The sequence below is a fragment of the Vibrio gazogenes genome (assembly GCF_002196515.1).
GTDB classification, from domain to species: Bacteria; Pseudomonadota; Gammaproteobacteria; order Enterobacterales; family Vibrionaceae; genus Vibrio; species Vibrio gazogenes_A.
On record NZ_CP018835.1, the window covers coordinates 2113635 to 2138990 of the forward strand.

Annotated in this window: 25 protein-coding genes and 1 pseudogene; 14 read left to right on the forward strand and 12 right to left on the reverse strand. The window is 44.3% G+C overall.

The window, feature by feature from the left end; genetic code table 11:
* The first annotated feature begins 395 nt into the window (after positions 1-395).
* The 3 genes from BSQ33_RS09525 to BSQ33_RS09535 are packed head-to-tail and all read left to right on the forward strand — an operon-like array spanning position 396 to position 5027.
* A complete protein-coding gene (locus BSQ33_RS09525; RefSeq protein WP_055044062.1) occupies positions 396-2237 on the forward strand; it encodes an SIR2 family NAD-dependent protein deacylase in 1842 nt (613 codons plus the stop codon).
* 2 nt (positions 2238-2239) lie between these two features.
* Positions 2240-2863 carry a hypothetical protein gene (locus tag BSQ33_RS09530; RefSeq protein ID WP_055044061.1) on the forward strand — a complete coding sequence of 208 codons (624 nt, stop codon included), beginning with the start codon at positions 2240-2242 and terminating at the stop codon, positions 2861-2863.
* Complete coding sequence (locus tag BSQ33_RS09535; RefSeq protein WP_088133953.1) at positions 2856-5027, forward strand: AAA family ATPase; 2172 nt, start codon at positions 2856-2858, stop codon at positions 5025-5027. Before BSQ33_RS09530 ends, BSQ33_RS09535 begins: the two co-directional genes overlap by 8 nt.
* Before the next feature lie 405 nt (positions 5028-5432).
* On the opposite strand, the gene BSQ33_RS09540 is transcribed toward BSQ33_RS09535, so the two are convergent.
* From BSQ33_RS09540 to radC (BSQ33_RS09570), 6 genes are all read right to left on the reverse strand, one after another.
* Positions 5433-5660, reverse strand: coding sequence for a hypothetical protein (locus tag BSQ33_RS09540; RefSeq protein ID WP_088133954.1), 228 nt, complete (start codon positions 5658-5660; stop codon positions 5433-5435).
* A 47-nt stretch (positions 5661-5707) separates the two neighbouring features.
* The gene (locus BSQ33_RS09545; RefSeq protein WP_088133955.1) at positions 5708-6076 is read right to left on the reverse strand and encodes a hypothetical protein; all 369 of its coding nucleotides are present in this window, start codon (positions 6074-6076) and stop codon (positions 5708-5710) included.
* Positions 6077-6106: 30 nt separating this feature from the next.
* On the reverse strand, positions 6107-6841 hold the full coding sequence (locus BSQ33_RS09550) for a WYL domain-containing protein (protein ID WP_088133956.1): 735 nt from the start codon (positions 6839-6841) through the stop codon (positions 6107-6109).
* A 318-nt stretch (positions 6842-7159) separates the two neighbouring features.
* Positions 7160-7603, reverse strand: a complete 444-nt coding sequence (locus BSQ33_RS09560; RefSeq protein ID WP_088133958.1) for a DUF2787 domain-containing protein — start codon at positions 7601-7603, stop codon at positions 7160-7162.
* 50 nt (positions 7604-7653) lie between these two features.
* Positions 7654-8091 carry a DUF2787 domain-containing protein gene (locus tag BSQ33_RS09565; RefSeq protein ID WP_075989496.1) on the reverse strand — a complete coding sequence of 146 codons (438 nt, stop codon included), beginning with the start codon at positions 8089-8091 and terminating at the stop codon, positions 7654-7656.
* Positions 8088-8561, reverse strand: a complete 474-nt coding sequence (gene radC / locus BSQ33_RS09570) for a RadC family protein (protein ID WP_002030999.1) — start codon at positions 8559-8561, stop codon at positions 8088-8090. The genes BSQ33_RS09565 and radC (BSQ33_RS09570) overlap by 4 nt, the downstream gene beginning before the upstream one ends.
* Before the next feature lie 181 nt (positions 8562-8742).
* On the opposite strand from radC (BSQ33_RS09570), the pseudogene BSQ33_RS09575 reads away from it, so the two are divergent.
* From BSQ33_RS09575 to BSQ33_RS09585, 3 genes and pseudogenes are all read left to right on the forward strand, one after another.
* Positions 8743-8970: pseudogene (locus BSQ33_RS09575) on the forward strand (hypothetical protein); the annotation flags it as partial.
* 160 nt (positions 8971-9130) lie between these two features.
* The gene (locus BSQ33_RS09580) at positions 9131-11158 is read left to right on the forward strand and encodes an HsdM family class I SAM-dependent methyltransferase (RefSeq protein ID WP_088133960.1); all 2028 of its coding nucleotides are present in this window, start codon (positions 9131-9133) and stop codon (positions 11156-11158) included.
* Entirely contained in the window at positions 11155-12282 is a 1128-nt protein-coding gene (locus BSQ33_RS09585) for a restriction endonuclease subunit S (RefSeq protein WP_198298088.1), read from the forward strand. Before BSQ33_RS09580 ends, BSQ33_RS09585 begins: the two co-directional genes overlap by 4 nt.
* A gap of 289 nt (positions 12283-12571) precedes the next feature.
* On the opposite strand, the gene BSQ33_RS09590 is transcribed toward BSQ33_RS09585, so the two are convergent.
* Together BSQ33_RS09590 and BSQ33_RS09595 are read right to left on the reverse strand one after the other, a co-directional pair.
* On the reverse strand, positions 12572-13789 hold the full coding sequence (locus tag BSQ33_RS09590) for a tyrosine-type recombinase/integrase (RefSeq protein ID WP_088133962.1): 1218 nt from the start codon (positions 13787-13789) through the stop codon (positions 12572-12574).
* A 235-nt stretch (positions 13790-14024) separates the two neighbouring features.
* On the reverse strand, positions 14025-14891 hold the full coding sequence (locus BSQ33_RS09595; protein WP_088133963.1) for a YicC/YloC family endoribonuclease: 867 nt from the start codon (positions 14889-14891) through the stop codon (positions 14025-14027).
* 232 nt (positions 14892-15123) lie between these two features.
* Here BSQ33_RS09595 and rph point away from each other — a divergent pair, with 232 nt between their 5' ends.
* Together rph and pyrE are read left to right on the forward strand one after the other, a co-directional pair.
* Complete coding sequence (gene rph / locus BSQ33_RS09600; RefSeq protein ID WP_088133964.1) at positions 15124-15840, forward strand: ribonuclease PH; 717 nt, start codon at positions 15124-15126, stop codon at positions 15838-15840.
* 107 nt (positions 15841-15947) lie between these two features.
* Positions 15948-16592 carry an orotate phosphoribosyltransferase gene (gene pyrE / locus BSQ33_RS09605; RefSeq protein ID WP_088133965.1) on the forward strand — a complete coding sequence of 215 codons (645 nt, stop codon included), beginning with the start codon at positions 15948-15950 and terminating at the stop codon, positions 16590-16592.
* A gap of 65 nt (positions 16593-16657) precedes the next feature.
* On the opposite strand, the gene lpxM is transcribed toward pyrE, so the two are convergent.
* From lpxM to coaBC, 4 genes are all read right to left on the reverse strand, one after another.
* On the reverse strand, positions 16658-17626 hold the full coding sequence (gene lpxM / locus BSQ33_RS09610; protein WP_088133966.1) for a lauroyl-Kdo(2)-lipid IV(A) myristoyltransferase: 969 nt from the start codon (positions 17624-17626) through the stop codon (positions 16658-16660).
* 19 nt (positions 17627-17645) lie between these two features.
* Entirely contained in the window at positions 17646-18590 is a 945-nt protein-coding gene (gene lpxL, locus BSQ33_RS09615) for an LpxL/LpxP family Kdo(2)-lipid IV(A) lauroyl/palmitoleoyl acyltransferase (protein WP_088133967.1), read from the reverse strand.
* 6 nt (positions 18591-18596) lie between these two features.
* A complete protein-coding gene (gene slmA / locus BSQ33_RS09620; protein ID WP_072960582.1) occupies positions 18597-19187 on the reverse strand; it encodes a nucleoid occlusion factor SlmA in 591 nt (196 codons plus the stop codon).
* 72 nt (positions 19188-19259) lie between these two features.
* Complete coding sequence (gene coaBC, locus BSQ33_RS09625) at positions 19260-20462, reverse strand: bifunctional phosphopantothenoylcysteine decarboxylase/phosphopantothenate--cysteine ligase CoaBC (protein ID WP_088133968.1); 1203 nt, start codon at positions 20460-20462, stop codon at positions 19260-19262.
* Positions 20463-20656: 194 nt separating this feature from the next.
* Here coaBC and BSQ33_RS09630 point away from each other — a divergent pair, with 194 nt between their 5' ends.
* From BSQ33_RS09630 to mutM, 6 genes are all read left to right on the forward strand, one after another.
* Positions 20657-22336: a methyl-accepting chemotaxis protein gene (locus tag BSQ33_RS09630; protein ID WP_088133969.1), complete on the forward strand. Its 1680-nt coding sequence runs from the start codon at positions 20657-20659 to the stop codon at positions 22334-22336.
* A 109-nt stretch (positions 22337-22445) separates the two neighbouring features.
* Positions 22446-23120 carry a RadC family protein gene (radC, locus tag BSQ33_RS09635; RefSeq protein ID WP_088133970.1) on the forward strand — a complete coding sequence of 225 codons (675 nt, stop codon included), beginning with the start codon at positions 22446-22448 and terminating at the stop codon, positions 23118-23120.
* 360 nt (positions 23121-23480) lie between these two features.
* A complete protein-coding gene (gene rpmB / locus BSQ33_RS09640) occupies positions 23481-23717 on the forward strand; it encodes a 50S ribosomal protein L28 (protein ID WP_072960344.1) in 237 nt (78 codons plus the stop codon).
* Between the two features lie 13 nt (positions 23718-23730).
* Positions 23731-23898 (forward strand): 50S ribosomal protein L33, encoded by a 168-nt coding sequence (gene rpmG, locus BSQ33_RS09645; RefSeq protein WP_004728408.1) that lies wholly within the window; start codon positions 23731-23733, stop codon positions 23896-23898.
* A gap of 138 nt (positions 23899-24036) precedes the next feature.
* Positions 24037-24531: a hypothetical protein gene (locus BSQ33_RS09650; RefSeq protein ID WP_088133971.1), complete on the forward strand. Its 495-nt coding sequence runs from the start codon at positions 24037-24039 to the stop codon at positions 24529-24531.
* Between the two features lie 10 nt (positions 24532-24541).
* On the forward strand, positions 24542-25351 hold the full coding sequence (gene mutM / locus BSQ33_RS09655) for a bifunctional DNA-formamidopyrimidine glycosylase/DNA-(apurinic or apyrimidinic site) lyase (RefSeq protein ID WP_088133972.1): 810 nt from the start codon (positions 24542-24544) through the stop codon (positions 25349-25351).
* Positions 25352-25356 lie beyond the last annotated feature (5 nt).

Consider the following 25356-nt stretch of genomic DNA (forward strand, 5'->3'; position numbering starts at 1 on the left):
CCAAAACCATTGACCCAATTTTAGTAATGCGACAAAGTTACTTCATAACCAGTAGATAAGCATTGATTAAGTATGATGCTTTCAAACAAACTTGAAAGTTAGCGTTGGAGGTGAAGCGAGCTAATACGCAGCCACAGCTAAATAGCTTCAACTGATGAGCAAACATTCTCAATATGATCGGAATACTGAGAGTTCAGATACAAGGAAGTCAAATAGCCCATAATCATGCGCCCCTTCTACGTAATTTGTTACTCACAAAACAAGCCACGGCAATGGACACGGCAAACCGCGCCGTTGCGTTATGATTGTTATACGGCGCACCAAGTCCGCCTACGACCAAAAGTGGACAACAAGAATGTTTACTCTGCCCACCCAAATTCGGAGCCCTGTAAGAGATGATTGCAAGGAATGCGTTTAATTACACTGTCGATAGAATATTGAGACGACGCTGTGTGCCTGTTGCTGGTGCTGGTATATCTATGTCAAGTTCTTCGCCAAGCACTGAGAAGGTTCATAATGTCAAATGGATGGTGAATACCCTAAAAAAAGAGTTATTTAAGCTTCGATCGGCTCGATATAAAGCTGAAGATCATGGGACTATATGCAAGTGCTGGTGCTCGCATGAACTCGAAGCTCTTGGTCATAAAATCACTGGTGAAACCTGTAAAGGAGTGTGTTTTTTCTGTGATATTACCAAGGCCGCGAGCGCTAATCAGCTGGGCTGCCTGTCTGAGCTGTATCTGTGGGAGTTTGCTAGCCTCGATGTTGGTTATAAGAGCTTGGTAGAGGTTCTGAAAATTGATCAATATCGAGATCTATGCCCAACGCCTGCTCATTACTACATAGCCAAGTTGTCACGAGAGGGGCTGATTAATGAAGTAATAACCACCAACTACGACTGCAACTTTGAAAAGGCCTATGTTGAATTGAGCGGTGCAAGTAATTCAGATGTAATTTCCTGTCTTGACGATTACCGTAAAAAAGGCGCTGAGATTGGAGATGTCAATGTCAATCGTCTAAAGGTCTTTAAGGTAAATGGTTGTGCTGAGAGACTTGTTGATACTGATTTTAAAAAGAGATACGAATCGATACTTCTCACTGAGCGACAGCTCCAAAAATGGCGGAACAGACAATGGGCTGCTGATGTTTTTAGAGATCGACTTAGAAGTAAATCACTGATTTTTGTGGGTTTTGGTAGCGACGAGCCACAAGTGCATCACACTCTTCAGACGGTTTTGGACGAGTATACAGATGAACTTGAAGATAATGACAAAGAGGTTTTGGAAACACATTCTGCACCAATAGTTGCAGTTTTTGACGCTTACCCAACTTTTCACCAGCAGCAAATCGTCAATACCTACGCCTTGCACCACAAGAAACATCCGCAGGGCGGCGATAAGTTAATTATTCGACATCCTGATAGAGAACAGAACTTAACAGCAGATGAACTCTGGAAAAGTATTTATGAGCGAGTAGCAAGAACTTTAATTGTTGAAGCCTTAAAAACCAGTATTCAGTCAATGAATGCAAGCTTTACTTCTGTCTTACCATTTTCCGAAGTCATTCTTCATCAAGTTATATCAACACTCGAAGGTACATTCTTAGACGATTCCGACTACTGCACTGCGACACCTACGTGGCTAGACTCTATTTCTGGTGTTATCAGTGCCGGCAGCGCCGATCAGGAAGCATATTCTGCATTAGCTGCTAGTTTATCTAAGCTCAATGGTAGACAAGCGAAAGAGTATGATCCTATAAATGAAAACAAAGCTCTTATGTCTGAGCTTGTAACATTGCTGTTTTTATTTGAAGGTCTCCTTTCTCCAATTTCGGAACAAGATCTGGAAGGTGGCATTGCGTTATCATTCAAACATTCTGAGGCGAGATTCACTGGCGATAAGCTTCTTTATCTTAATGCAGATCCCTCATTTGTCTCTTCCGGGGATGAAGTAAATGTTCCGATAGGTAATAACCATCTGGCTCTCGCTCTAGGGCAGGCTGGTGCTCATATTCGTCCAAGCCTGCGCAGGGTTATTAATAAAGATACGGCGGCAGGTTCTATCACTCCAAAGATAATAGTGACTTTGGGGTGGCAACATATTTTTCACCAAAAGCCTTATGATGGGAATAAAGACACTGTCGCAGAAACGCTCTTAGATGCAGTTGACTCTCCCACAAACTACTTTTATGCCAACCAGCCGAGTATCAAGCGGCGAACCTACTTACGAGAAGCTTAAGAATGGAATCATTATTGGAGATTAGTTTTGCAGACTGTGAGCCAGCAAGAAGAGATATCTATCCTGTGTCTGTCCATTGCCACTCCGCTTGTAATCTGGTGGTTTGGCGCTCTGATTCGGAACCAAGTGAAGAGGAAATGGGTGAGCTAAAGAAATATGTTGCCCGCCTGATGGATCGCCTCACAGACCTGATGCATGACTACCAGAAGTTTGCGCCTTTAGTTGCTCTTATTGATATGCATAAGAAATCCGATTCTTGGTTACAGCTTATGGGTGATCAAGATTGGCACCGGGGACGTTTTGTTCTTCAAGCCGTAAGATCATTTGAAGGAAAATCAGTAGAAGATGCAAAGAAGCGTTGGTTAGGGGAGCTGGCCTCAAGTGAATATACTCCTAGGAGAATAACAGCCCAAGATTTTTCTTCTGTACTTTCTGAAGCTGTTAAAAACGCTAAACCTCCCAGAGGCGTTGAGCCGCAGCTATTTACTCGATTTACGGATATTTTAAAGGTTTCTGTGGATACTGGTGAAAATGATAGCGTTGCTCAAATCTGGCAGGATGAACTTGTTAAGGACATCAATGACCTATTAGGTAAACCAGTTTTGGAGGTAACTTCTCTTGGGTAACAATATCGATACTATTCAGTCTATAGGACTGGAAAATTTCAAAGGCTACCGAGCTTCAGAAGATGGGGGCCCCAAAGAGCTTGATTTTACGATAGCAGGTCAGCCTGCCGACCTTATTTTGGTGACGGGTAAAAACGGGGTAGGTAAAACTTCTTTGTTAGAAGCAATGGACTGGGTACTTAATCAGTCTAATGTTGGTGCAGGTGGTTTTATAACCACTAAGGAGAGCAAGGGTGCGGTATCTATAAATGGCAAGAGGTTTGAGCTTAACGGTAAGGCTAAAACTGACCATAAGAAACTCAGTACAGTAGCCTCATTTTTTTATCAAGAAAATATTGCTGGGCTTGCATGTGACGAAATCATTCAACTATTAGAGCCTGAAAACAAGCCGGGCGAAGAGATTAAGCGGAGCTTGAAGGCGTTACAAGCAAAGTTAGAAGACTGGCAGCGCCAGCTACATATGCTGAAGTATAGAAAAAACTATGACGAAGAAAGAAAAACTCTAGCTGGAAGAGTTAATGAGCTTGTCGATAAGCTCCCTCACGATCTGCCGTTTCGTCAGTTGTTAGTCGATAGTACGTTGACCTTAAAGAATGGCAACCTACAAAATAAATGGGATTCTCAAATCCGCAACCTTTCTAGCTCCATCGGAAACTTCAGTAACTTGGCTGAACCGATAGGATCACAACTTCCTGACCAGTTGAGCCATATTGGGCATAGTTTGTTGGAGTATCGAGGCCGTCAGGTCGATTTTTCTGAGAAAGGAAATGAACCACCTGCCTTTACCAAAGAATTCTTATCTACTATTCAGTCTTTACCAGCAAACTTGTTCATAAAAAAGTGGTCAGAAGATACTATCTTGGCCCCCTCTGAACTCGAGAATACTTTATTCGTAGGCTCAGATACTGACATTTACGCTGATACAGTAGATGAACTGGAGAAACAACGAATTGAGTTAACCTACGAATACCAAAGGCTTAATAAGCTACAAGCGCAGCTGCAAGGAGACGGCAGCTCGCTCCTAACTTGGATTGATGGCTTTACTGACAATGTTAGTAGCTGGTTAGAGGCTTGGGACGAGCATCCTGATATTTCAGATGTTATTGATTTGAAACAGGGGTTACAGGTTCAATTGGAAAAATTGTCGACATTGACGACTGCACGTTCTGTTGAAATCAGAGGGAAGATAGAGAAGGTTACCTTAAGAGGGCAAGCTGTTACCGCTAGTCTCAATCAGATAAAGCGCTCTCAGGTGGTTGTGAGAGATATAAATGCTCATTCAAATCAGCTTTCACAACTTCTAAATGAACCTAACCTTACTGTTGAGGGGTTAACTGACTATGTTAGTAATTATCTTGAAACGATAAAAACTCCAGTTGCAGAGGGTGCTTCAGTCGTTTCTGAAACCGATATTATTCATCAGCTTGGCAGGGTGTTTACTAACTGGTCAGCTTTAGAGATCCAGAAGGTAGAAGACGAAGCCAACGCAATTGATTGGGATGGTTTAGAGCACGCAGAGAAAATGATCACCGATGCTCTGGCTATAAGTAAACAGGAATCGAGTGCAAGAAGTCAGTTGCTATCAGCTGTTGAGGTAATACCGCAAGCTGAACTTGATCAATTGTTAAAAAACATGAATCAGCTTCTTGCAAGCTTCCATTTTCCCGATGATTTTCTGCCTATCGAGCTTAAAAACGATGGCACTCCGAAAACACCAAAGTGGGGTTTTAAGACGAAGTCTGATGTACCGTTCGACGACCTATCAACAGGTCAAAAATCCCAGCTAGCAATTTGTTGGACAATAAACTTAAACTTGGCCTTATCAGAACAATTAGGCCATAGGGTTATCGGATTTGATGACTTTACTACTTCTCTTGATATGAACCAGCTAATTCCTGCTGCCGTGCTGCTTCGTAAGCTGGCGTACGCCGATGCTAACGATAGTTGGAAAAGACAGGTCATTGTTACCAGTCACCATGAAGATTTGACGAACCGGATGCTTGACTTTTTGCTCCCACCTCAAGGCAAGTCAATGAAAGTAATCCAGTTCGAAGACTGGCTACCTAGATCAGGGCCGGAATTTAAGTGCTATAACGTTGATATGGGTAAGGTGAAAGAAGACGGTCTACAAGATGCGGTTAAGCGTGTTGTTCAAACCACTTAATGTGTTGAAATCACTGTCCTGAATATCCAGTAAACTAGCATATTTAAGGTCTTAGGTTTGGAGAACGAGTAAACACTTTAAACGTCCGCTAATAGCCGGATTTGGACATAGAGATGATGCTCAGTTCACGTATAAAAGTTCCTGCACGCGGATAAATTACTCGCTGCGCTCGCAGTTTGCGGTGAGCGCGGCGTTAAGCCATAGAAAATTTAATCCGAAACTGATGAGTTAGAGTTAAAGCTTTAATTCGGAAATGTCCAAAAACGTGTTTAAGCGGATGGTCAAGGCCTGTGGATGGTCAAGGCCTGTGATGGTCAAGGCCGTGTGAAGCTTACGTACAGAAGCAAAAAAAGAATGGGGAGCGAGATTGCTCCCCATTGTCGTTTTTTATCGTTGCTGGTGGTATTACTTTTCTTTCACGGCTTCACAGCCTTCAGGAACGGTGATGCTCGCTACGTCCTTACCTGCCTGTTGCGCCGCTTTCACATCCATTTTGTATTGAGTGCATTTGCCAACACTGACGTTGACGACTCCCGAATCTGCGGATGGGTTGCCGCCCAGTGTTCCACCAGCAAAGGCGGAAGAGGTAGAGAAAACTAACGCTGTAGCGATGAGTAGAGATGACTTGTTCATGGTTTATCCTTACGAGTTGGTTGAGTGTGTTATTTGGGAATTGGAAGTTAGAAGGTGTAGACAAAGGTGCCAGCGCTGGAGGTGACTTCGATTTCTTTCACGTTGTCTACGGTGCAGTTGTTGCTGTATCCGGTGTAGGTTTGGCTGAACTGCAATGAAACGTTTCTTGATAGCTCAGAGGCTGTGCCCACAGGTAATCGGCAGTTGCCTCGGTTAATCACCACATTGCTGATTACGGTGCTGTCGGTGATGGCTTGCAGGTCAAAAACCAATGTTCCCCAATGCGAGTTAGTCGATATCGACACTTCAATATCTGCGGTTGCTGCTTGAGTCTCTTCTTGGTCGCCACAAGCGGTGAGCCCGATAAACAGGATGGTCATAGCGGCGTATCGGAGTAGGGGGTTGGTTAATGTCATAACGGTGCTCTCCTTATCGGTGAGTGAAATTCAGGACGCACTGATTCCATCGTGTTCACGCATGAACCGTTCAAGGTTGAAATCAGTCGGATAGGTAAAAGAAAACGTCGATACACAGGCCTCATCAATCAAAGGCAAGGCGAGGGTGCGTATCGTGTGTTGGCCGGATAACCGAAAGAGCAGCAAGAGCGCGTCACACTGAACCGAGAGTCCCAGTGGCTCAATGAGCGCCTTCTCTTGCTGCAATACTTGGCTAGATATCTTGAGCATACGGTTGTGCAGTAATGCCGTGTGTACCGCATTCAACACGTGCCGTTGCTCGTCACTCCACTCGCGAATAGTGGGTAATGCCACATGTACTTTGGCTAACCATGCTTGCTCTTTTGAATGTGCTGAACCCTTGTGTGACAAGGGTTTGTCTCTCTCCGAGGAGGACCTTTGCCCATGATTCAGTGCATCAGGAACTAGCGGTAGTAAGTACTTGTTGGTCAGTTGCCAATAGAGCATTTCCTGTTTGTTGAGTTTCAGTAATTGCTCTGAGGTTTTGCGATAAACATGGGGCATGCTCATCGAATCACACTCCACGTTGAACACCTCCACAATGACTTCATCGAGGTAGCGTTTAATGCTGCGCGTGGTGCGGTGGATATCGAGTAGGGCTAACTGCTGCTGCAACTCCCTAACGGTGATCCATCGATGTTGAGGAATAAGCATCAGCGTGTGCAGCAAAGCGGATAACCCTTCAATGCTGGTTTTATTGCTCATGACTACGCTCTCAATACATCAAAGCTCCACACCGGAGTCGGACATTTAATGTCGGGAGAATAGAGGTGGGTCAGACACATAATGTCCAACGGTGAAAACAGCATCAATCGGCATCACCAAAGCGTGAGCCGATTAACATTAACGAGACTTATGCTTATCACTGAGCTCTACAATGGCTGCTAATAACCCAATCAACAGCACCACTAGAAACCCTAAGCTGGATAAGGCTCCAATAGCACCGAAGAATGGAGATAATGAGAACAACGTAATAAGAGCAGTGACAAGTTTGATGATTTGTAGAAGAAGGGAAGTCATGAGTTATTGCGGAGTGACGGCTATCTCGTCGTAAGCGTCCATATCGACATAGGCCAGAAAGTTATTCTCCCATAGGCGATACAGCTCTTTGGCATCACGGCTACCTTGCATCGGTATCCAGCCACGATAGGCCATAAAGAACTGCCCAACTCGAAAATCAAAGTCCAAGTTGCGCTCTAGCTCTGGGTAGTAGTTGCCCATATACGCAAAGTCGGTGATGTACTCGATGCTCCATTCCCCTGTTGAGGTTTGGCAAATCGCCATCTCAACCGGATGGAAGCCGCCTTCATCCGCGCTGTATGTTTTATCGCGAAAGTTAAACACCAGATAACGGCTGGTGGTCAGTGCTTCATCACTCAGCAAATGAGTGGTGAGTTGCTCACTTAACAGCTTATGCAGTTTCTTTGACACAGGTAGTAATGATGCTGTGAAGTTTAATTTGGACATAGTGAGTCCTCCTTGTTTCAGGATTCAAATAAGAAATGAGGGGTTAGGATTTAGTTGAACGTACCGACCATCGTCAGTTGCACGTCATCAAAGACATTGCGAGAAAGGTGGCGAGCAAAGGCTTTCATCCATACCGAGAGTAGCTCTTGTACCTCTGGGTGGGATAAATCCGTGCTCCCCACATCAGGTTGATAGAACCAGCGATTAGCAAGGTGAAAGTACAACTCAGGCTCAACGGTTGTACTGGTGTCATCGGGATAAGAGAAGCTGGCAAAGAACACTACCAACCAAGGGCTTGAGGTTGACTCTCGCTTAAATTGTACCTCTATCGGGTGCAAACCTTGTCGATGTCGGTAGTAACTTATTTGGCGGCAGTTCAGCACGAGGCGTTCAGCATTCTCTGGGAGAGTGTACCGATTCAGAAGTGCTTCCAGTGACGCATGTAAAGCATCATCAATAGAAAGCTTACCGTAATGTTGCTCAATCATAACCATCCCCTTTCAGCAAATGAGGTGCAGGTATCGCCTGTGACGATATGGTCGAGAACGCGAACATCCACTAGAGCTAAAGCGTCTTTGAGTCTTTCGGTTATGCGTCTATCGGCTTGAGACGGTGTTGAGTCACCGGATGGATGGTTATGGGCAAAGATTACCGCTGCGGCATTGACTTCCAGTACCGCTTTCACCACTTCTCGTGGGTAGACGCTGGCCGCATCCACTGTACCTTGAAACAGCTCTTTAAATTCAATTAGTCGGTTTTGGTTATCCAGCAGCAATAAGGCAAACACTTCACGCTCATAGCAGCCTAGCTTGCAGCGCACATACTCTTTGGTGGCATCAGGATTGGTTAGGGCATCACCACGCACGTAGCGTGTAGCCAGTATCTCAGCGGCATGCTCTAGGATTTCATTTTCCTGATAGCGTTGCTGCTTTTGGTAATCGGAAGTTTTGGGATTCATTTCAGGCTCCTGTCGTAATCAATGATGGGGTTTCACATTGATGACATATGCCTGAAGATTTTTTGACTGAGGTTTAGAGGGCTAAGCAAGGAATGTAAGTATCAGAATGATCAACTTATGAGATAATACCCCCCTCAGAGGATCACTTTTGGTATGAAAAATCTGATGAGTTAGCCCATTACACTTACCGCCCTATAGTCCGAATTTAAGCTCGATTGAACGGCTCAAGAAAGTCATGAATGAGCATGCTCGGAACAACGTTTACTTCTCATCTAAGAAAGCGTTCATTTCCGCTATCAAAGACAAAGAATTTTTTTATGTAACATTACCAGAAGTTGTAGGCTTGCTGACATCGCATATTTTCAGCTACCCAAGCCTACATATTCAAGTTGAACGGAGATATGCTTAGAACGACTGACGATGCTGAATATGGAAAAGAGCATCATCAGGCTGGTCGATGAATATCGACCAGCCCTACTAGAATTAAACAGCTTTCCGTTTCAATTCAAATAGTCAATAGAAACCATTATGATATACTTCGCCGGTTTAAACAAAATTGAGCAGGAAAGATGGCAAAAGTACAATCAGTCGAACCTAATATTGCAGATTTGGCTAACGGGTGGCTAAAGTCTTACAACCTACCTTATAAGCTAGAACAAGAATCATTAAATGATGAGATTGATAAAGCACTGGATGACTACCACTCGAAAAGCGGTGGTAAGGGTGGTAATCGCCCTGATGCAAAACTTTTGCGACAAGACAAGCAGCTAAAATCTTTTCCTATATTGATTGAGTATAAAGGTTACAAAAACAAACTGGTAAAGCTTAATAAAGATGGTCAAGTCGATAATCTAACGGCTAAAAACGAACCAAATTTCAAAAACATCAAAGACTATGCTGTCAATGGGGCGATTCACTACGCTAATGCGGTTCTACACCATACAAGCTATACCGATATCATCGCTATTGGGGTCTCTGGATACAAAGATGGCTCTGGGAATTTACAACATGAAATTGGTGTTTATTTTGTATCTAAGGACAACTTAGGGGCTGGTCAAAAAATTGGTGATTACACTGATTTTTCATTTCTATCTGAACAACACTTTGATAGTTTCGTTGAAAAAGTCAAATCGTTAAGTCTGACTGATGAAGAGTTAGACAAACTTAAAGCACAACGTGAAAAAGAAATTGATATAAGCTTGCGTAAGCTTAATCATGATATTTATCAGAATGAAAAAGGTTTAGGCGAGAACGACCGTGTTTACCTTGTTGCTGCTTCAATTATTGCTACTTTAGGCATACCTAATAAAGTTCCTCCGTTAGAGAAGTCTGAGTTAAAATCTCAAAACTACAAAGGTGGTAGAGACGGAGATATTATCGTCAGCCGAATCACAGCGTTTTTAGAGAACAAAGGACTTCCACAAGATAAAAAAGATCTAATAATCAGGACCTTGTCAAACACTCTACTTACTGAAAATATTAATAAAGTCGTAGATGGTGAAACTCAATTAAAACGGGTCTTTAGTAAGATCGTGGATGATTTGGGAATTTACTACAAGATTGGTTTAACTACCGATTTTACGGGTAAATTATTCAATGAAATGTATGGTTGGCTTGGCTTCTCACAAGATAAGCTCAATGACGTTGTTCTAACCCCTTCATACATAGCGACTATGTTAGCTCGACTAGCACGAGTTAATAAAAATTCCTATGTATGGGATTTTGCAACAGGTTCAGCAGGTTTGCTAGTTGCAGCTATGAATGAAATGCTCAATGACGCAAAAAACACTATCACTTCACCCGAAGAATTAGCAGCTAAAGAAGTAAAGATCAAAGCAGAACAACTACTCGGTTTAGAAATGCTTTCTAGCGTTTACATGCTTGCTATTCTGAATATGATTCTTATGGGAGATGGTAGTTCAAATATCTTAAACGAAGACTCACTTACCTTTGATGGTAAGTATGGTTTTGGTAAAACGGACGAGCATTTCCCTGCTGATGCTTTTATCCTTAACCCTCCATATTCTGCGGAAGGTAACGGAATGAATTTTGTGGAAAAGGCCTTAAATATGATGAGCAAAGGTTATGCCGCAATCATTATTCAAGGCTCTGCGGGGTCAGGTAAGGCTAAGGAAATTAACAAACGCATCTTAATAAAACACACTCTCCTTGCCAGTATAAAAATGCCAATCGACATATTTATTGGTAAATCAAGTGTCCAAACTTACATTTATGTGTTTAAAGTAAATGAACCTCATCATAAGGATGAAATGGTCAAGTTTATTGATTTTTCTAATGATGGTTATGCACGTAGTAATCGAAAGAAAGCCAGTAGTAATCTCAAAGATACAGATCAAGCAAGAGAGCGTTATCAAGAAGTTGTCGATCTAGTTCGTTTTGGAAAAAGTAAACTGAATATTCTAACTACCAGTGAATATTACGAAAATACCATAGACCCTAATAAAGGAACAGATTGGAACCAATCAATTCCAATAGACACCAAGCCAACGCTAAACGATTTTAAACATACTGTAAGCAGTTATTTAGCATGGGAAGTATCAAACCTTTTAAAACAAGGTAATGATTCGGGAAAGTGACATCCCCACTTAGCGATATGTTAGAAAATGCAGAGTGGGGAAAATTTAGGATTGGGGATTTATTCGAAAAAATACAAACCATAAAATTGCCTTTTAAAGCAGATGAATTGCCAAAGCAAAAAACGGAAGAATATACTCTTCCTTGCCTTACTTCTAGCTTTAGAAATCAAGGTTTGAATTATTTTGTTCCTAGAAAAGAGGCCACTATTTTGAAGAATGTAATTTCAATTCCTTCAAATAGTGATGTGTATAGGGCTTATTTTCAATCCAATGAATTTACTGTTTTATCAGATGCTTATGCAATAAAATGGAATTTCAATGATATTGATTTATCTCCAAACCAATATTTATTTGTCGTTCAATGTATTAATAAAGTAACAGACTTGAGCATCTATTCTTACAAAAATAAGTTGGGAGGATGGAATGTTGTAAAAAACAAAAAAATCCATCTGCCTGTAAAAAATAGAAAAATTGACTTCGATTTTATGGAAAACTTCATAGCAACGTTAGAATCAGAGCGCATAAAAAAATTAGATACGTACTTATCCATTACAGGTTTGGATAATTGCATATTAACTCTTGAAGAACAAAAGGTTTTAGATGACTTTGATAATGGTAATATCGATTGGGGTGAATTTAATCTTGAAAAACTTTTCGGGAAAGCTACTCGTGGTAAACGTTTAAAGAGTGCTGATCGAATAGAGGGCAGTTTACCTTTTGTTACCGCTGGCGAAGCCGAAGAAGGCGTATCGGCATTTATTGGAAATGCAGTAACTGTATTCTCAAGTAATACTACGACGATAGATATGTTTGGCTCTGCCAAATATCGGAACTATGAATATGGCGGAGATGATCATGTGGCGGTAGTTCATACAGAAAAACTTCCAAAACATGCTGCTATTTTTGTAACCGCATCGATCCATAAGTCATCTTATACAGGTAAATTCGACTACGGGCGTAATTTTTATGCTAAAGATGCAGATGAGTTGAATATTTCCCTTCCTCAAAAAAATAACAAACCTAATTATTATTTAATGACTATCCTACTATCCGCTATTCACAAATTGGTGGTAAAAGATGTTATAGGATACATAGAGAAAAAACACTATAAATCTGGCATCTAACTTAACTATCAGCCTTAGAATGGAATCTAAGGCTTAATTTTTATACGAGGCTCTTCACTAGTAATTCTGTTTCGAATCATCAAAGAATAGAAATCATTTTAAGTTATTTTCCATACCTTTAGTTATCCATTACTTGCTAATTTAGTTCAGTCACTGAAATATTTGTGTCCATAAGTTGGCTACGTAGAGCGATTGAGAATACTATTAAATCAAAATTGCCATATCGTGTATTAGGCAGGCATTCAATAAGAGGATGCTAGCAGCATCCTCTCTTCTTTTTTGAGTATGTCTAAATGACAATATGATTCTTAACCAGATCGGTGACTTTTTCCAGTGCTTCTTTGCGCTCTTCCAAGTAGTCATACCGATCATAGATACCCTCGACTCCTTTCAGCTTGTGATTTAAACAGCGCTCTGCGATATGGCTAGGAACTTTTACCGAAGCGAGTAGGCTACGGCAGGTGCGGCGTAGATCGTGAACCGCAAAGTGTTTGATATCGCCCATTTTATTTGGTGGTTGTACCTTACGACCGGGCTCTCGACCAAATAGCTTTGAAATAGCCCTGTTCAGTGTGTCTTTGCCCATGTGAGGTACTTTGCTTTCTCTTCTGTTAGGGAAGACGTATTCCGAACCACAAGCTCGCATATACAGTTCTTTAAACCACTGTATGCATAGCTCCGGAAGCGGAATAGTGAAATCTGTCCCAGATTTGCTTCGCTCCGCTGGTAGGCTCCATAAAGCATTATCTAGATCGAACTCAGTCCACTTTGCTTCTGTTAGCTCTGATTTACGAACGCCAAGACAAAGAAGCAGAGCACAAGCTAGGTAGTTGTCTCGATTGAAGCTATAAATGTTTTGGTTGAAGACGGAAAAAACATGTTTAATCTCTTCCAGTTCTAAGACCCGATCTCGACTTTCTTCAATGCCACCAGCATCATAGTTAGAAAATGCTAGTGCAGGGTTAGACTCAATAACACCAATCTTCATACCGTGTTTAAAAAGCTGCTTACAATACATTAGCGTGTCGTTAGCTGTGGTTGGACGGCCACTATCAGCGACTATTTGGATGATATTACGGATATCTAAAGGTGTGACACGTTTCAACGTGTATTGACCAATTTGTGGAGAGATCTCTTTCTGATAGATACGCTTAGGTATATTGGGATGCTTGAGCCTTTTGGACAAATCCTTGTACCAGTCTTCGAAGAGATCATCGATTATTTGTATATCGGCTTGCTTACTCCGTTTTCTTTCTGCAATTGGGTTAATCCCTTCGCTTATTTGCTTTCGAAGCTCAGATGCTTTCAACCTTGCATCTGCAAGAGAAAGTTCATCGACCTTGCCAATAGTCACCTCCTTTCTTTTCTTAAAAAGGGTGTACCTTAGCATCCAGTATGGTCGACCTATCCTAGGAATCATTAGATAGAAACCATCACCATCGGCATGACGACCCGTTTTTTGGTCTTTTACTATCGCCTTAACTTGGTTGACGGTGAGATTCCCCATCTCTATCTCCTTGAATTTATAGCTCTAATCGAAGTTATCATTACATCACCCTCCAGAAATGGGGAGTATGTTGTGATATTTATACTATGGTGGGGAGTAAATAGCAAAGTACTACCCAAGATACTCCCCGTTTTTTCATGGCTGTTGATGAATTTTATGGATGTATATGGATGGTGAAAATAACAAAGCCCTTATAATCAAGGGCTTTGTGGAAGTGTATGGAGTAGAGGGGAATCTATTCTATATTTTGGATCTGCTCCCTCATCTGTTCGATCAGAACCTTCAGTTCGACGCCGGAGGCGGTGACTTCGGTATTGATTGATTTCGAGGCTAGCGTGTTTGACTCACGGTTGAACTCTTGCATCATGAAATCCAGACGGCGGCCACAGGAGCCACCCTTTTTGAGGATGTTTTTGGTCTCTTTGACGTGAGAATCAAGGCGGTCGAGTTCTTCGGCGACGTCGGATTTTTGTGCCATGAGAACCAGTTCCTGTTCGATTCGGCCGGGGTCGAGTTCGACGTTGGCTTCTTCAAATTTATTCAGCAGGCGTTCACGTTGCCATTCGATGACTTCAGGCATGTGTTCACGGACTTTGTTGGCTTCCTGAGTGATGGCATCGAGACGATGCTCGATCAGCGCTTTCATATTTTCACCTTCCCGTCCGCGGGATTCGATGAACTCCGTTAAAGCACCGTCAAACTCATCAAGCAACGATGTGTTGATCGTGTCCATATCGTGTTCTGGCGTTTCCATGACTCCCGGCCACTGCATGACCTGAAATGGATTGATGCGACTGAGTTCTCCGGTCATATGCATGACTTGATTGGCCGCATCGATCACCTGTTTGGCGAGCGTTTCGTTAATTGTTAGCTCACCTGCTGTGGAAGGATTTGCTTCAAAGCGTAGGTGACACTCTACTTTGCCCCGCGCCAGACGTTTGCGGAAGCGTTCACGCAGAATCGGTTCTAGACTACGGAATTGTTCAGGAAGACGGAAATAGGTTTCGAGATAGCGTTGGTTGACGGAGCGAATTTCCCAGACGGCGGTACCCCAGTCAGCTTTGACCTCTTTGCGTGCGTATGCGGTCATACTATAAATCATCAAATTTTCCTTAAGTCTTGAATATTTGGACTTGATATTGGTTTTATCTTAACACAATTCTACTGTGTAAGACGTGCGTTGAGAGTGAATCCGGCGGATTGTTTTGCGTCATTCCGGTTGATGCCATTTGCGTTGCGCTGAGGATTCTTGATGGTGGTTTGCTGAGCGGATTTCCGCTATAATCTGCGGCCAATTTCATCACTCATCCAAGACAACAACAGGTAGATACCTTATGCGTCCAAACAACCGTGCTGCGGATCAAGTTCGTCCGATTCAAATTACTCGCCATTATACTGCCTATGCTGAAGGCTCAGTGTTGGTTGAGTTCGGGAATACCAAAGTGTTGTGTAATGCCAGTGTGGAGGAGAATGTTCCCCGTTGGTTGAAAGGTCAGGGTAAAGGTTGGGTGACCGCTGAATACGGGATGTTACCGCGCGCGACTCATTCGCGAACGCGTCGGGAAGCTGCCAGTGGTAAGCAAGGTGGCCGGACGATGGAGATCCAGCGACTGATTGCCCGTAGTTTACGTGCAGTGGTTGATCTGGAAGCGATGGGTGAAATCATGATCACAGTTGATTGTGATGTGATTCAGGCTGATGGCGGCACTCGGACAGCGTCGATTACCGGTGCAAGTGTGGCGATGGCGGACGCGTTTCAGTCTTTAGTTCAGTCTGGAAAATTGAAGAAGAACCCGATGAAAGGTCACGTGGCTGCTGTTTCTGTCGGGATTCTCGGTGATGATGTGTTGTGTGATTTGGAATATGTCGAAGACTCGTCTGCCGACACCGATATGAATGTGGTGATGACCGAAGCCGGGAAAATGATTGAGATTCAGGGGACGGCAGAAGGCGAACCGTTCAGCCATGAACAACTACTGGATCTGCTGGCTGTCGCGAAAAAAGGTATCACGGATATTGTGGCTGTACAGAAAGCGGTCTTAGAAGATTAATGGTCGAGAATGGCGCCTTGTTGGCGCTATTTTTTTAGCGATTGTTTTGTGGATGGGAACATCGACAGTCGTTATCAGAAAAAAGAGCAACAAAAAGAGAGAAAGTCATGAAAGCGTACCAGCGTGAATTTATTGAATTTGCCCTTGAAAAAGAAGTCCTGAAATTTGGTGAGTTTACTTTGAAGTCCGGCCGGAAAAGCCCCTATTTTTTCAATGCCGGTCTGTTTAACACCGGACGGGATTTGGCGCGTCTGGGGCGTTTTTATGCAGCAGCATTGGTCGATTCAGGGATTGATTACGATGTGTTGTTTGGCCCGGCTTATAAAGGGATTCCCATTGCAACCACAACCGCCGTCGCTTTGGCGGATCATCATGATGTCGATACGCCATACTGTTTCAATCGCAAAGAAGCCAAAGATCATGGTGAGGGCGGACATCTGGTCGGCAGTGCACTCCAAGGCAAGATCATGTTGGTGGATGATGTGATTACAGCGGGCACGGCGATTCGGGAATCGATGGCCATTATCCAAGCCAACGGTGCAGCACTGGCAGGAGTATTGGTGGCGATCGATCGTCAGGAAAAAGGCTCCGGTGAGTTATCCGCGATTCAGGAAGTGGAAAGAGACTTCGGTTGTGCTGTGATTTCAATTGTAGGCCTGACCGACTTAATTACTTACCTCGAAGAGCAAGGTAATAGTGCTGAACATCTGGCAGCGGTGAAAGCTTATCGTGATCAGTACGGTGTGGCTTAAATCCGTGACAGATTGAAATGATTGCTTGAATGAAAAAACTCAGCCAGTGGCTGAGTTTTTTGATGTTACTGATATATTTTTTTGCCGTCGCGCTGTGTTTGTAGCAGAAATAAGTTCCACATATATTGTTCCGGATGTGGCGTGACCAAATCTTCAATTGCTTGATTCATTGCTCGGGCATCTTGTTCTTCATCACCGGTCGGGAAATTTTCGATTGCCGGCAATATATACACTTCATATTTGGATGTTTTATCGTTATAAGCGGGTAACACAGGGACCACTTTCGCTTTCGATAAACGCGCCATTTTGCCAAAGCCTTTCAGTGTGGCTTTTTCGGTGGCAAAGAAGGGCACAAAAACAGAATTCTGAGGGCCATGATCTTCATCGGGGAGCCAATAACCGATGTAACCATCTTTAATGGAACGAACGAACGGTTTCACACCCGCGTCTCGTGCAAAAATACGTCCGCCATATTGCATTCGTTGGACATGCATCAGCCAGTCACCAATCGGGTTACGCTGCGGTTTCATAATGGTTGTGACTTTATAACCGCGCGCCGCCAGCATGACCGCAGGATAATCCACTGCCCAGGCATGGGGAGCGAGAATGATAACTTTTTCTCCGGCATCCAGTAACGGTAACAGATTTTCCTCACCAATCAGTTCTCCCCGTTGTTGATTATGCCGGGTCGAGCGTACTAAAAATTCAGAGTAGCCCAGCATGTACTGGGCTGCTTTGACAAATGTTTCGTACAGAATTTGTTCGCGTTCGGTTTCGCTCTTTTCCGGAAAACAGTAGGCAAGGTTGACGCGAGCCCGACGCACGACACGGCCATTTTTACTGACGATTGGCTTGGCTATTTTACGTGCGAGCCCGTCTCGCCATTTCGGGGGGATAAAAGCAAATAGTGCGGCAACCAAGATACCTAACCAAGTTCCCCAGTGGCGAGGATGCAAAAAGGACCACTGGAAAGTCGGATTGTAAAGGTAATTGTCAATGCTGTTTTGACGGGGATTGTCTGGCGTTGAACTCATGAATGCATAATCCTGATGTTTATTGATATCGAGTGTGACTGGTTCCGTCAGGCAACGATTTAAATCGTTTATGAAGCCACATCCATTGGTCCGGGGCGCGCATGATCACCCTCTCAATATATTGATTGAGGTAGGCTGCCGCTGCCGTCATATCCTTTTGGGGATATTGCTCTTCAATCGAAATATCGGCCATGATTTCATAGGTGCCCTGAGTCGTCCGGAATCCGGAAACGGGGACAATAGCACACTTACTGGGGTAGGCAATCAGGCTGGTACCGGTTGTGGTACAGGCCTCATCAACAGCAAAAAATGGCACAAAGACGGACTTATTATGACCATAGTCTTGATCCGGTAGATAAAACAGCCGTTCGCCTTTACGTAACACGCGAATCATCTGCTTGAGATCGCGGCGGTATACCAGTTTGTTGCCGTTGCGGGTTCGGCCGCGATACTGGATAAATTCATAAGCGGGATTGCCATGTGGGCGGTAAACACCATAGCCGGGTAAGCCGAGTACAGCAAAACCACGGGCACAGATCTCTAGATTCAGGGCATGCACTGCACACAACAGCACACCCTTATTATTTTCTGCATGTTTGCGTAGGGCACTGATATCTTTTTCGACCAGAATGCGGCGAAAACGCCAAGTCGGCCAGAACCATGTGATCCCCGATTCGACTAACGCTGCACCGGTGTTTTTGAAGTTCTCGACCACCATCGCTTCGATATCATCGGAGGACATTTCAGGAAAGGCGAGTTTCAGGTTTGTTCTGGCAATATGGACCCGCTTTTTGCCGAACTTCATGCCTAATTTCCCCAGTGAGCGTCCCAGTGAAAGTGATATGGAATAAGGCAAGAGGTTCACGATTGCAGCGAGAAGGCCGAATCCAAACCAAACCCCCCAGTATTTGGGGTGTAATAATGAGACGGAAAAAGCAGGTTTGCCGATTTTGTAATCATTCATAAAGTGTTATTTCAATTGCGCACTGAGCAGTGACCAGTATTGTTCAAAATTTGCAGTTGGCTGATATTTAAAGTCTGAACGGACAAAACGATTCAAACTTCCTTCAACCTGTCCTAATAGTTGAGCCGCGAGAATATTTTCTCCGACAGGGAATGATTTGCCTTCGCGAAGTTGACGCTCACGTAAAATCTGACGTAAAGAGGTTTCGATGCGTTCAAAAAGCTGGTTGATTCGTTCACGGAGCCGCTCGTTTTCAAACATCAGCGCATGACCGGATAATATCCGAGTCAGCCCAGGGTTGCGTTCAGAGAATGTTAAAATCAGCTGCATCACCATGTTCAGACGGTTGAGCGTATCTTTCTCTTCATTGAGGATCATATTAATCCGCGACATCAGCGTTTCTTCGATAAACTCGATCAGCCCTTCGAACATGCGGGCTTTGCTGGGAAAATGACGATAGAGCGCTGCTTCTGAAACACCGACCTGCTTTGCAAGCTTGGCGGTAGTAATGCGAGAGGCGCCATCATGAGACTCTAGCATTTCAGCCAGTGCCTGAAGAATTTCGTCACGGCGATTACTTTTTTTTGTTCCGGTCATTACCATACCCTTTCCGTTACCACATGCTATCAGTAACCGGGTGAATGAATTCAGTCGGTTACGATTGTTATTTTATCCTATTTTTTCACTGATAAGTGTCATGAGTGCCAGCGCCAACTGCGATTTGGGAGCTAATGATAGTTTTTGCTCCCCTGTGGGCCAGAACAGATGAAGTGCATTTTGATCGCTATTGAATCCCTGTCCGCTGACCGATACATCGTTTGCACAAATCATGTCCAGATTTTTACGCGCCATTTTCGAACGGGCATACTGTTCAACCTGTTGGGTTTCTGCGGCAAAACCGACCGTAAATGGGCGGTGAGTGGTCATTGCAGCAACAGAGGCGACAATATCTGGATTTTTGACCAGCGTGATGGTCATGGTATCGGAATCGTCAGTTTTTTTGATTTTTTGATCGGCAATGTCCGCTGGCCGATAGTCGGCAACCGCAGCACAACTGATGAAGACATCATGATTTGGAGCTTGCACCATCACTGCGTCATACATAGTGGCGGCACTGCTGACATCGATTCTTTGAGCGCCAATTGGCGTCGATAAATGGGTTGGTCCGGCGATTAGCGTAACATCAGCACCGAGCTGGGCAGCCGCTCTGGCTATCTCAAATCCCATTTTGCCGGAACTGTGATTGGTCATATAACGGACTGGGTCGAGCGCTTCTCTGGTCGGGCCGGCAGTAATGAGTACCGATTTTCCTGCAAGTAACTTGGGTTGGAAAAATTGTTCACACAGGTGCACCAGTTGCATCGGCTCCAGCATTCGTCCCGGTCCGACATCACCGCAGGCCTGTTCTCCGGCATCCGGTCCCCAAATGTGCATGCCAAATGATGCGAGAGTCTCCAGATTTCTCTGGGTGGCGACATGTCGATACATTTGCTGATTCATGGCTGGTGCGAGGGCCACGGGAGCCTGCGTTGCTAAAATAAGAGTGGAGAGCAAATCATTTCCCATACCTGCCGCGATACGGGCAATGAGGTCAGCACTTGCCGGAGCCAGCAGGACGAGATCAGCCCATTTGGCCAGCTCGATATGACCCATTGAGCGTTCAGCCGCTGGATCGAGCAAGCTATCTGAGACGGGGTGGCCGGAAACAGCCTGCATGGTGAGCGGTGTAATAAAAGCTTTTGCTGCATCGGTCATGACGATTCTGGTTTCTGCGCCGTGCTCAATCAGACGCCGTGTCAGTTCTGCACATTTGTATGCTGCGATGCCACCACTGATCCCCAGCAGTATTTTCTTTCCTGCCAATGTTTGCATGTTTTGATTCCTTAATCACCCTGCGCGCTATGCTAGCACAACTCCTGAAAAGATGTCAGAACTGTGTCAGAGGAACTCATCCGCTCAGATTGTCATATTCAAAGACTTGAGTATAACTCACAGATATTTATGCCAATATATGCAATAAGAGGGGTATTGATAAATAGTCAATCGATATAGAGATAAGGAATCTTATGTTTAGTTCTCTTCGGAGCAGGACCAAGCTCCTCTTAATTACTGTCATTCCTCTGATAGTTATTACAGCGCTGATTACAATGGTGTATTACTGGAGTGGGATGACTTCACTGAAGCAAGAGCTGGCACAATATCGACAAGAGTTGGTAACCAGCCATAAGAATAAGCTGAAGGCTTATGTCATGATGGGAACAACGGCTATCAAGTCTCTCTATGATAGTGATCAAAATGGTGAGAATCAGGCTCGGGCAAAAGAAATATTAAAAGCGATGCGTTTTGATGATGATGGCTACTTCTTTGCCTATAACTCCCAAGGTGTGAATACATTGCATGCGATTAAGCCACAACTGGAAGGAAAGAACCTTTACAACATGAAAGATAGTAATGGTGTTCCTGTGATTGCGGGTTTAATTGAAGCAGCGAAATCGGGAGATGGTTTTCTCTATTTTTCATGGCATAAACCTTCTCTGAATGCTCAAGCACCGAAGTTAGGTTATGCCGAATACCTGCCGAAATGGGATTGGATTCTAGGCACCGGGGTTTACATTGATGATATTGATCGTCAGGTGGCAGCTTTTCAAAACAATCGGGAAAAACTGTTACATCAGCAAATGTGGTCAGCGATTGGGTTATCGGTGGCTGGGCTGATATTAACGATTGTTATTGTAAGTTGGTTAGTTTCTAAAGGTGTTGAGCCACTACATCATATCCTGAAATCGTTGCAGGATGTCGCAGCTGGAGGGGGTGACCTGACCGCTCGTTTGCATGTGGAAAGTCGTGATGAAGTCGGTATGGTGGCTGAAGCTTTCAACTCCTTCATGGATAAGTTACATCCGTTGATTTCAGATATCAGCCGAACCGAGCATGAGGTGGTCTCGGCTGTGAATGATCTGGATCAGCAGACGTCTCATTCAAATCAGAAGATGAATAATCACTGTCAGGAAACCGATAAAGTGGTTGCTGCGGTCACAGAAATGAGTGCAACAGCTCGTGAAGTCGCGTTGAACACCAATTCTACCGCCCAAGCGATAGAGTCAGCGAACCAGCAGATTCATGAGGCACAGGATGAGGTGAATTTAGCGATTGAGGGGATTAGCAGTTTGGTGAAAGAGGTGAACCTGACCTCTGATGCCATCTCGGAGTTGAGCCAACAAGCCGGAGAAATCACACAGGTTCTGGATGTGATTGGGGAAATTGCTGAACAGACGAACTTACTGGCATTAAATGCTGCAATAGAAGCAGCAAGAGCCGGGGAACAAGGGCGAGGATTTGCGGTGGTTGCCGATGAAGTTCGCTCGCTGGCGAGTCGGACTCAGAATAGCACGCAAGAGATTGGTAATATGCTGAGCTCGTTGAACCAAGGGGTAACTAAAGCGGTCAGCCGTATGAAAACGAGTCGTGAGCGGGGCGAAAGCACTGAACAAGAATCGGTTCGTATCAGAGAAAGTTTGTCTGGTATTTCTCAAGCAATTCGGACCATTCAGGATATGGGGATTCAGACTGCGTCGGCCGCAGAGGAGCAAAGCGTGGTTTCTGAAGAGATCAACCAGAATCTGGTCGCGATTCAGCAGATTGTGAATGAGTTGAGTGATAATCTGCAACAGTCGGAATCAATCAGTAGCCGTTTGGCGTTATCTGGTAAAAAAATGGGAGATTTGGTCGGGCACTTTAAGATTTAACCGACATAACAATTGCAACAGATGTTGATATCTCTCGGATTTCTTATCAACAAAGTTGAATTCGATTTTATCTCCAGTATTTGTATGGCAAACCGAGAGGAGCCATACAATGAGCCTGAAATTCCTTCCTAAAGAGTCAATGCCACGGGAAAAGCTACTGTCCCGTGGTCCCCATGCCCTGTCTGATGCTGAACTATTGGCTATTTTCTTACGAACCGGTGTTGCCGGGATGAATGTTCTCGAATTAGCTGATTTTCTTTTACAGGAATTCGGTTCGCTCCGTGCATTATTTTCAGCCCAGAAGAGTGTGTTTTGCCAACATAAAGGGTTGGGGGAAGCGAAGTTTGTGCAAATGCAGGCGGTGTTAGAAATGGCTCAGCGTTATTTTTCGGAGACGATCCAAAGAGGGGATGCTCTGACGAATCCGCAATACACGCGTCATTATTTATCCGGCATACTTCGGGACAGACGCCGTGAAGCGTTCTATGTACTGTTTCTGGATAACCAGAATCGGGTTATTTGTGGTGAAATTTTGTTTGAAGGCACGATCAATGCTGCGAGTGTCTATCCGCGCGAGATTGTGGCGCGAGCACTGCAGTATCATGCTGCATCCGTGATTCTGGCCCATAATCATCCGTCTGGTGTTGCGGAACCCAGTCAGGCGGATCGACATATTACGCGACGGATTATTGATGCCTTGGCACTAGTGGATATCCGTGTCTTGGATCATTTTGTCATCGGTGATGGCGAGATTGTTTCTTTTGCTGAGCGAGGCTGGATTTAATATTGAAGCTTCGTTGTGACAGGCGTTGAATCGCTTATCATGATTTTGCGAGGGAGTTGCCGCTTTCGGTTAATTTGATGGATTTTACGAAAGTTTTTAGTTGTGGGAACAGGAGATTCTGTTATCATTCGGCCACTAAATTTTCAACCTATTATCAGCTCGGCGATGAAAAAGATCTCAGGATCTGCAAAAAAGGATCTGTTCGGGTCTTGAGCAATGCACATCAAGTTAGTATAATGCGCGACCTTTGATAGCCTTGTATGGATTTTCCATAATGGTTTTAAACCTCACCCTTCAACATGGAGAGAGGTTCGGCCACCAAGGTTGATATCGAGCTGAAACGATTTGGAGAAGACATTCATGTCCCGAGTATGCCAAGTAACTGGTAAGCGTCCTGTAGCGGGGAACAACCGTTCGCACGCACGTAATGCTACTAAGCGTCGTTTTCTGCCGAACCTACAAACTCATCGTTTCTGGGTAGAGAGCGAAAAACGTTTTGTTAAACTGCGCCTGACTGCGAAAGGCATGCGTATCATTGATAAGAAAGGCATCGATGCCGTTCTTTCTGATATTCGTGCTCGCGGCGAAAACGTTTAAGAGGAATTGAGCAATGGCTAAAGGCATTCGTGAAAAAATTCGTCTGGTATCATCTGCTGGTACTGGTCATTTTTACACTACTGACAAGAACAAGCGCAACATGCCAGGCAAATTTGAGATCAAAAAATTTGATCCAGTGGTTCGCCAGCACGTTGTTTACAAAGAAGCTAAAATCAAGTAATTGAACTGCTTTTTGTAAGTGTTATAAAACCCAGCTTCGGCTGGGTTTTTTATTATCTCCTATCTACCTTTTTGCTGCGAAAGATCATAGGATGAACGGATATATCGATAAGCGACAATATCTGTTGAGAGTGACCTGATGAAGGATCGAAAACGGCGTTGGAATAATTATCTGATTCTGGCGGTGATTTTATTTATCGTCATTTTGAATCTACCATCCATGATTAAAGATTATCTTTTACCTCATGAAGCTCAGAGCAATCCATCGCTTCTCAATCCCCAACTGACGATGACGTCGATACACACTCAGCCTTGGTCGCTGGTGCGTGACTCGAATGGTGACTGGACATCGACGGTGTCATTTGATATTTCAGCGTTAGAACTGGTACAACGGTGGCGAAATCTGGTTGGTACGCCGGTTGATGATAAGACTTATCACTCATTGTCTGGCAAGTTGAATGATCCGGGAACGGTTGAAGTCTGGTATGAAGAGCAGGAAGAGCCACAGCGAATTACCTATTATCGCTTCCCACAGTTTTGGTTATTAAAAAACTGGCAGGAACACTGGATTGCTATCAGCGTAGAAGATCATTATCTGTTTCCATCGGTTGTCACCAAATCATCAATGGAGTAGGAGAATTGAAATGCCGGAGTTACCGGAAGTTGAGGTAAGCCGACTGGGAATTAGTCCTTTTTTGGTGGGCGAGCAAGTGAAATCTGTGAGTGTGCGGACACCGAAACTTCGTTGGGCGATCCCTTTTGAGCTACAGCAGATTACAGGGCAAGTGATTCGGCGGATTCATCGCAGAGCAAAATATCTCTTGTTGGAAACCGATGTCGGCACCGCGATTATTCATTTGGGAATGTCAGGCTCTTTGCGCGTATTGGATGTTTCGCTTCCACCCGGCAAACACGACCACGTCGATCTGTTTATGATGAACGGGAAAGTGTTGCGCTATAACGATCCGAGACGATTTGGTGCGTGGTTATGGGTAGAGAAGGGCATGACTCATTCGGTGTTCGATAATCTTGGACCTGAACCGCTTTCTGATGAATTGACTGCTGAGTATATGGCCGCGAGAGCGAAGGGCAAACGAGTAACCGTTAAACAGTTCATTATGGACAATAAAGTGGTGGTTGGTGTCGGGAATATTTATGCCAATGAGTCGTTGTTTACCACTGGCGTTCGGCCTACCCGTGAGGCTGGTTCACTGACAATGCGTGAATGGGAGACGCTGGTGACAGAGATTAAGGCGGTGCTGACCCACTCGATTCAACAGGGTGGCACGACCTTGAAAGACTTTGCTCAAACGGATGGGAAGCCCGGGTATTTTGCTCAGGAACTCCGTGTTTACGGAAAAGAAGGGGAGCCGTGCCCTGAATGTGGTCAGGCGATCGTGGCGCAGAAGATTGGGCAACGGAATTCTTTCTATTGCCCGCTCTGTCAAAAATAGTGGCC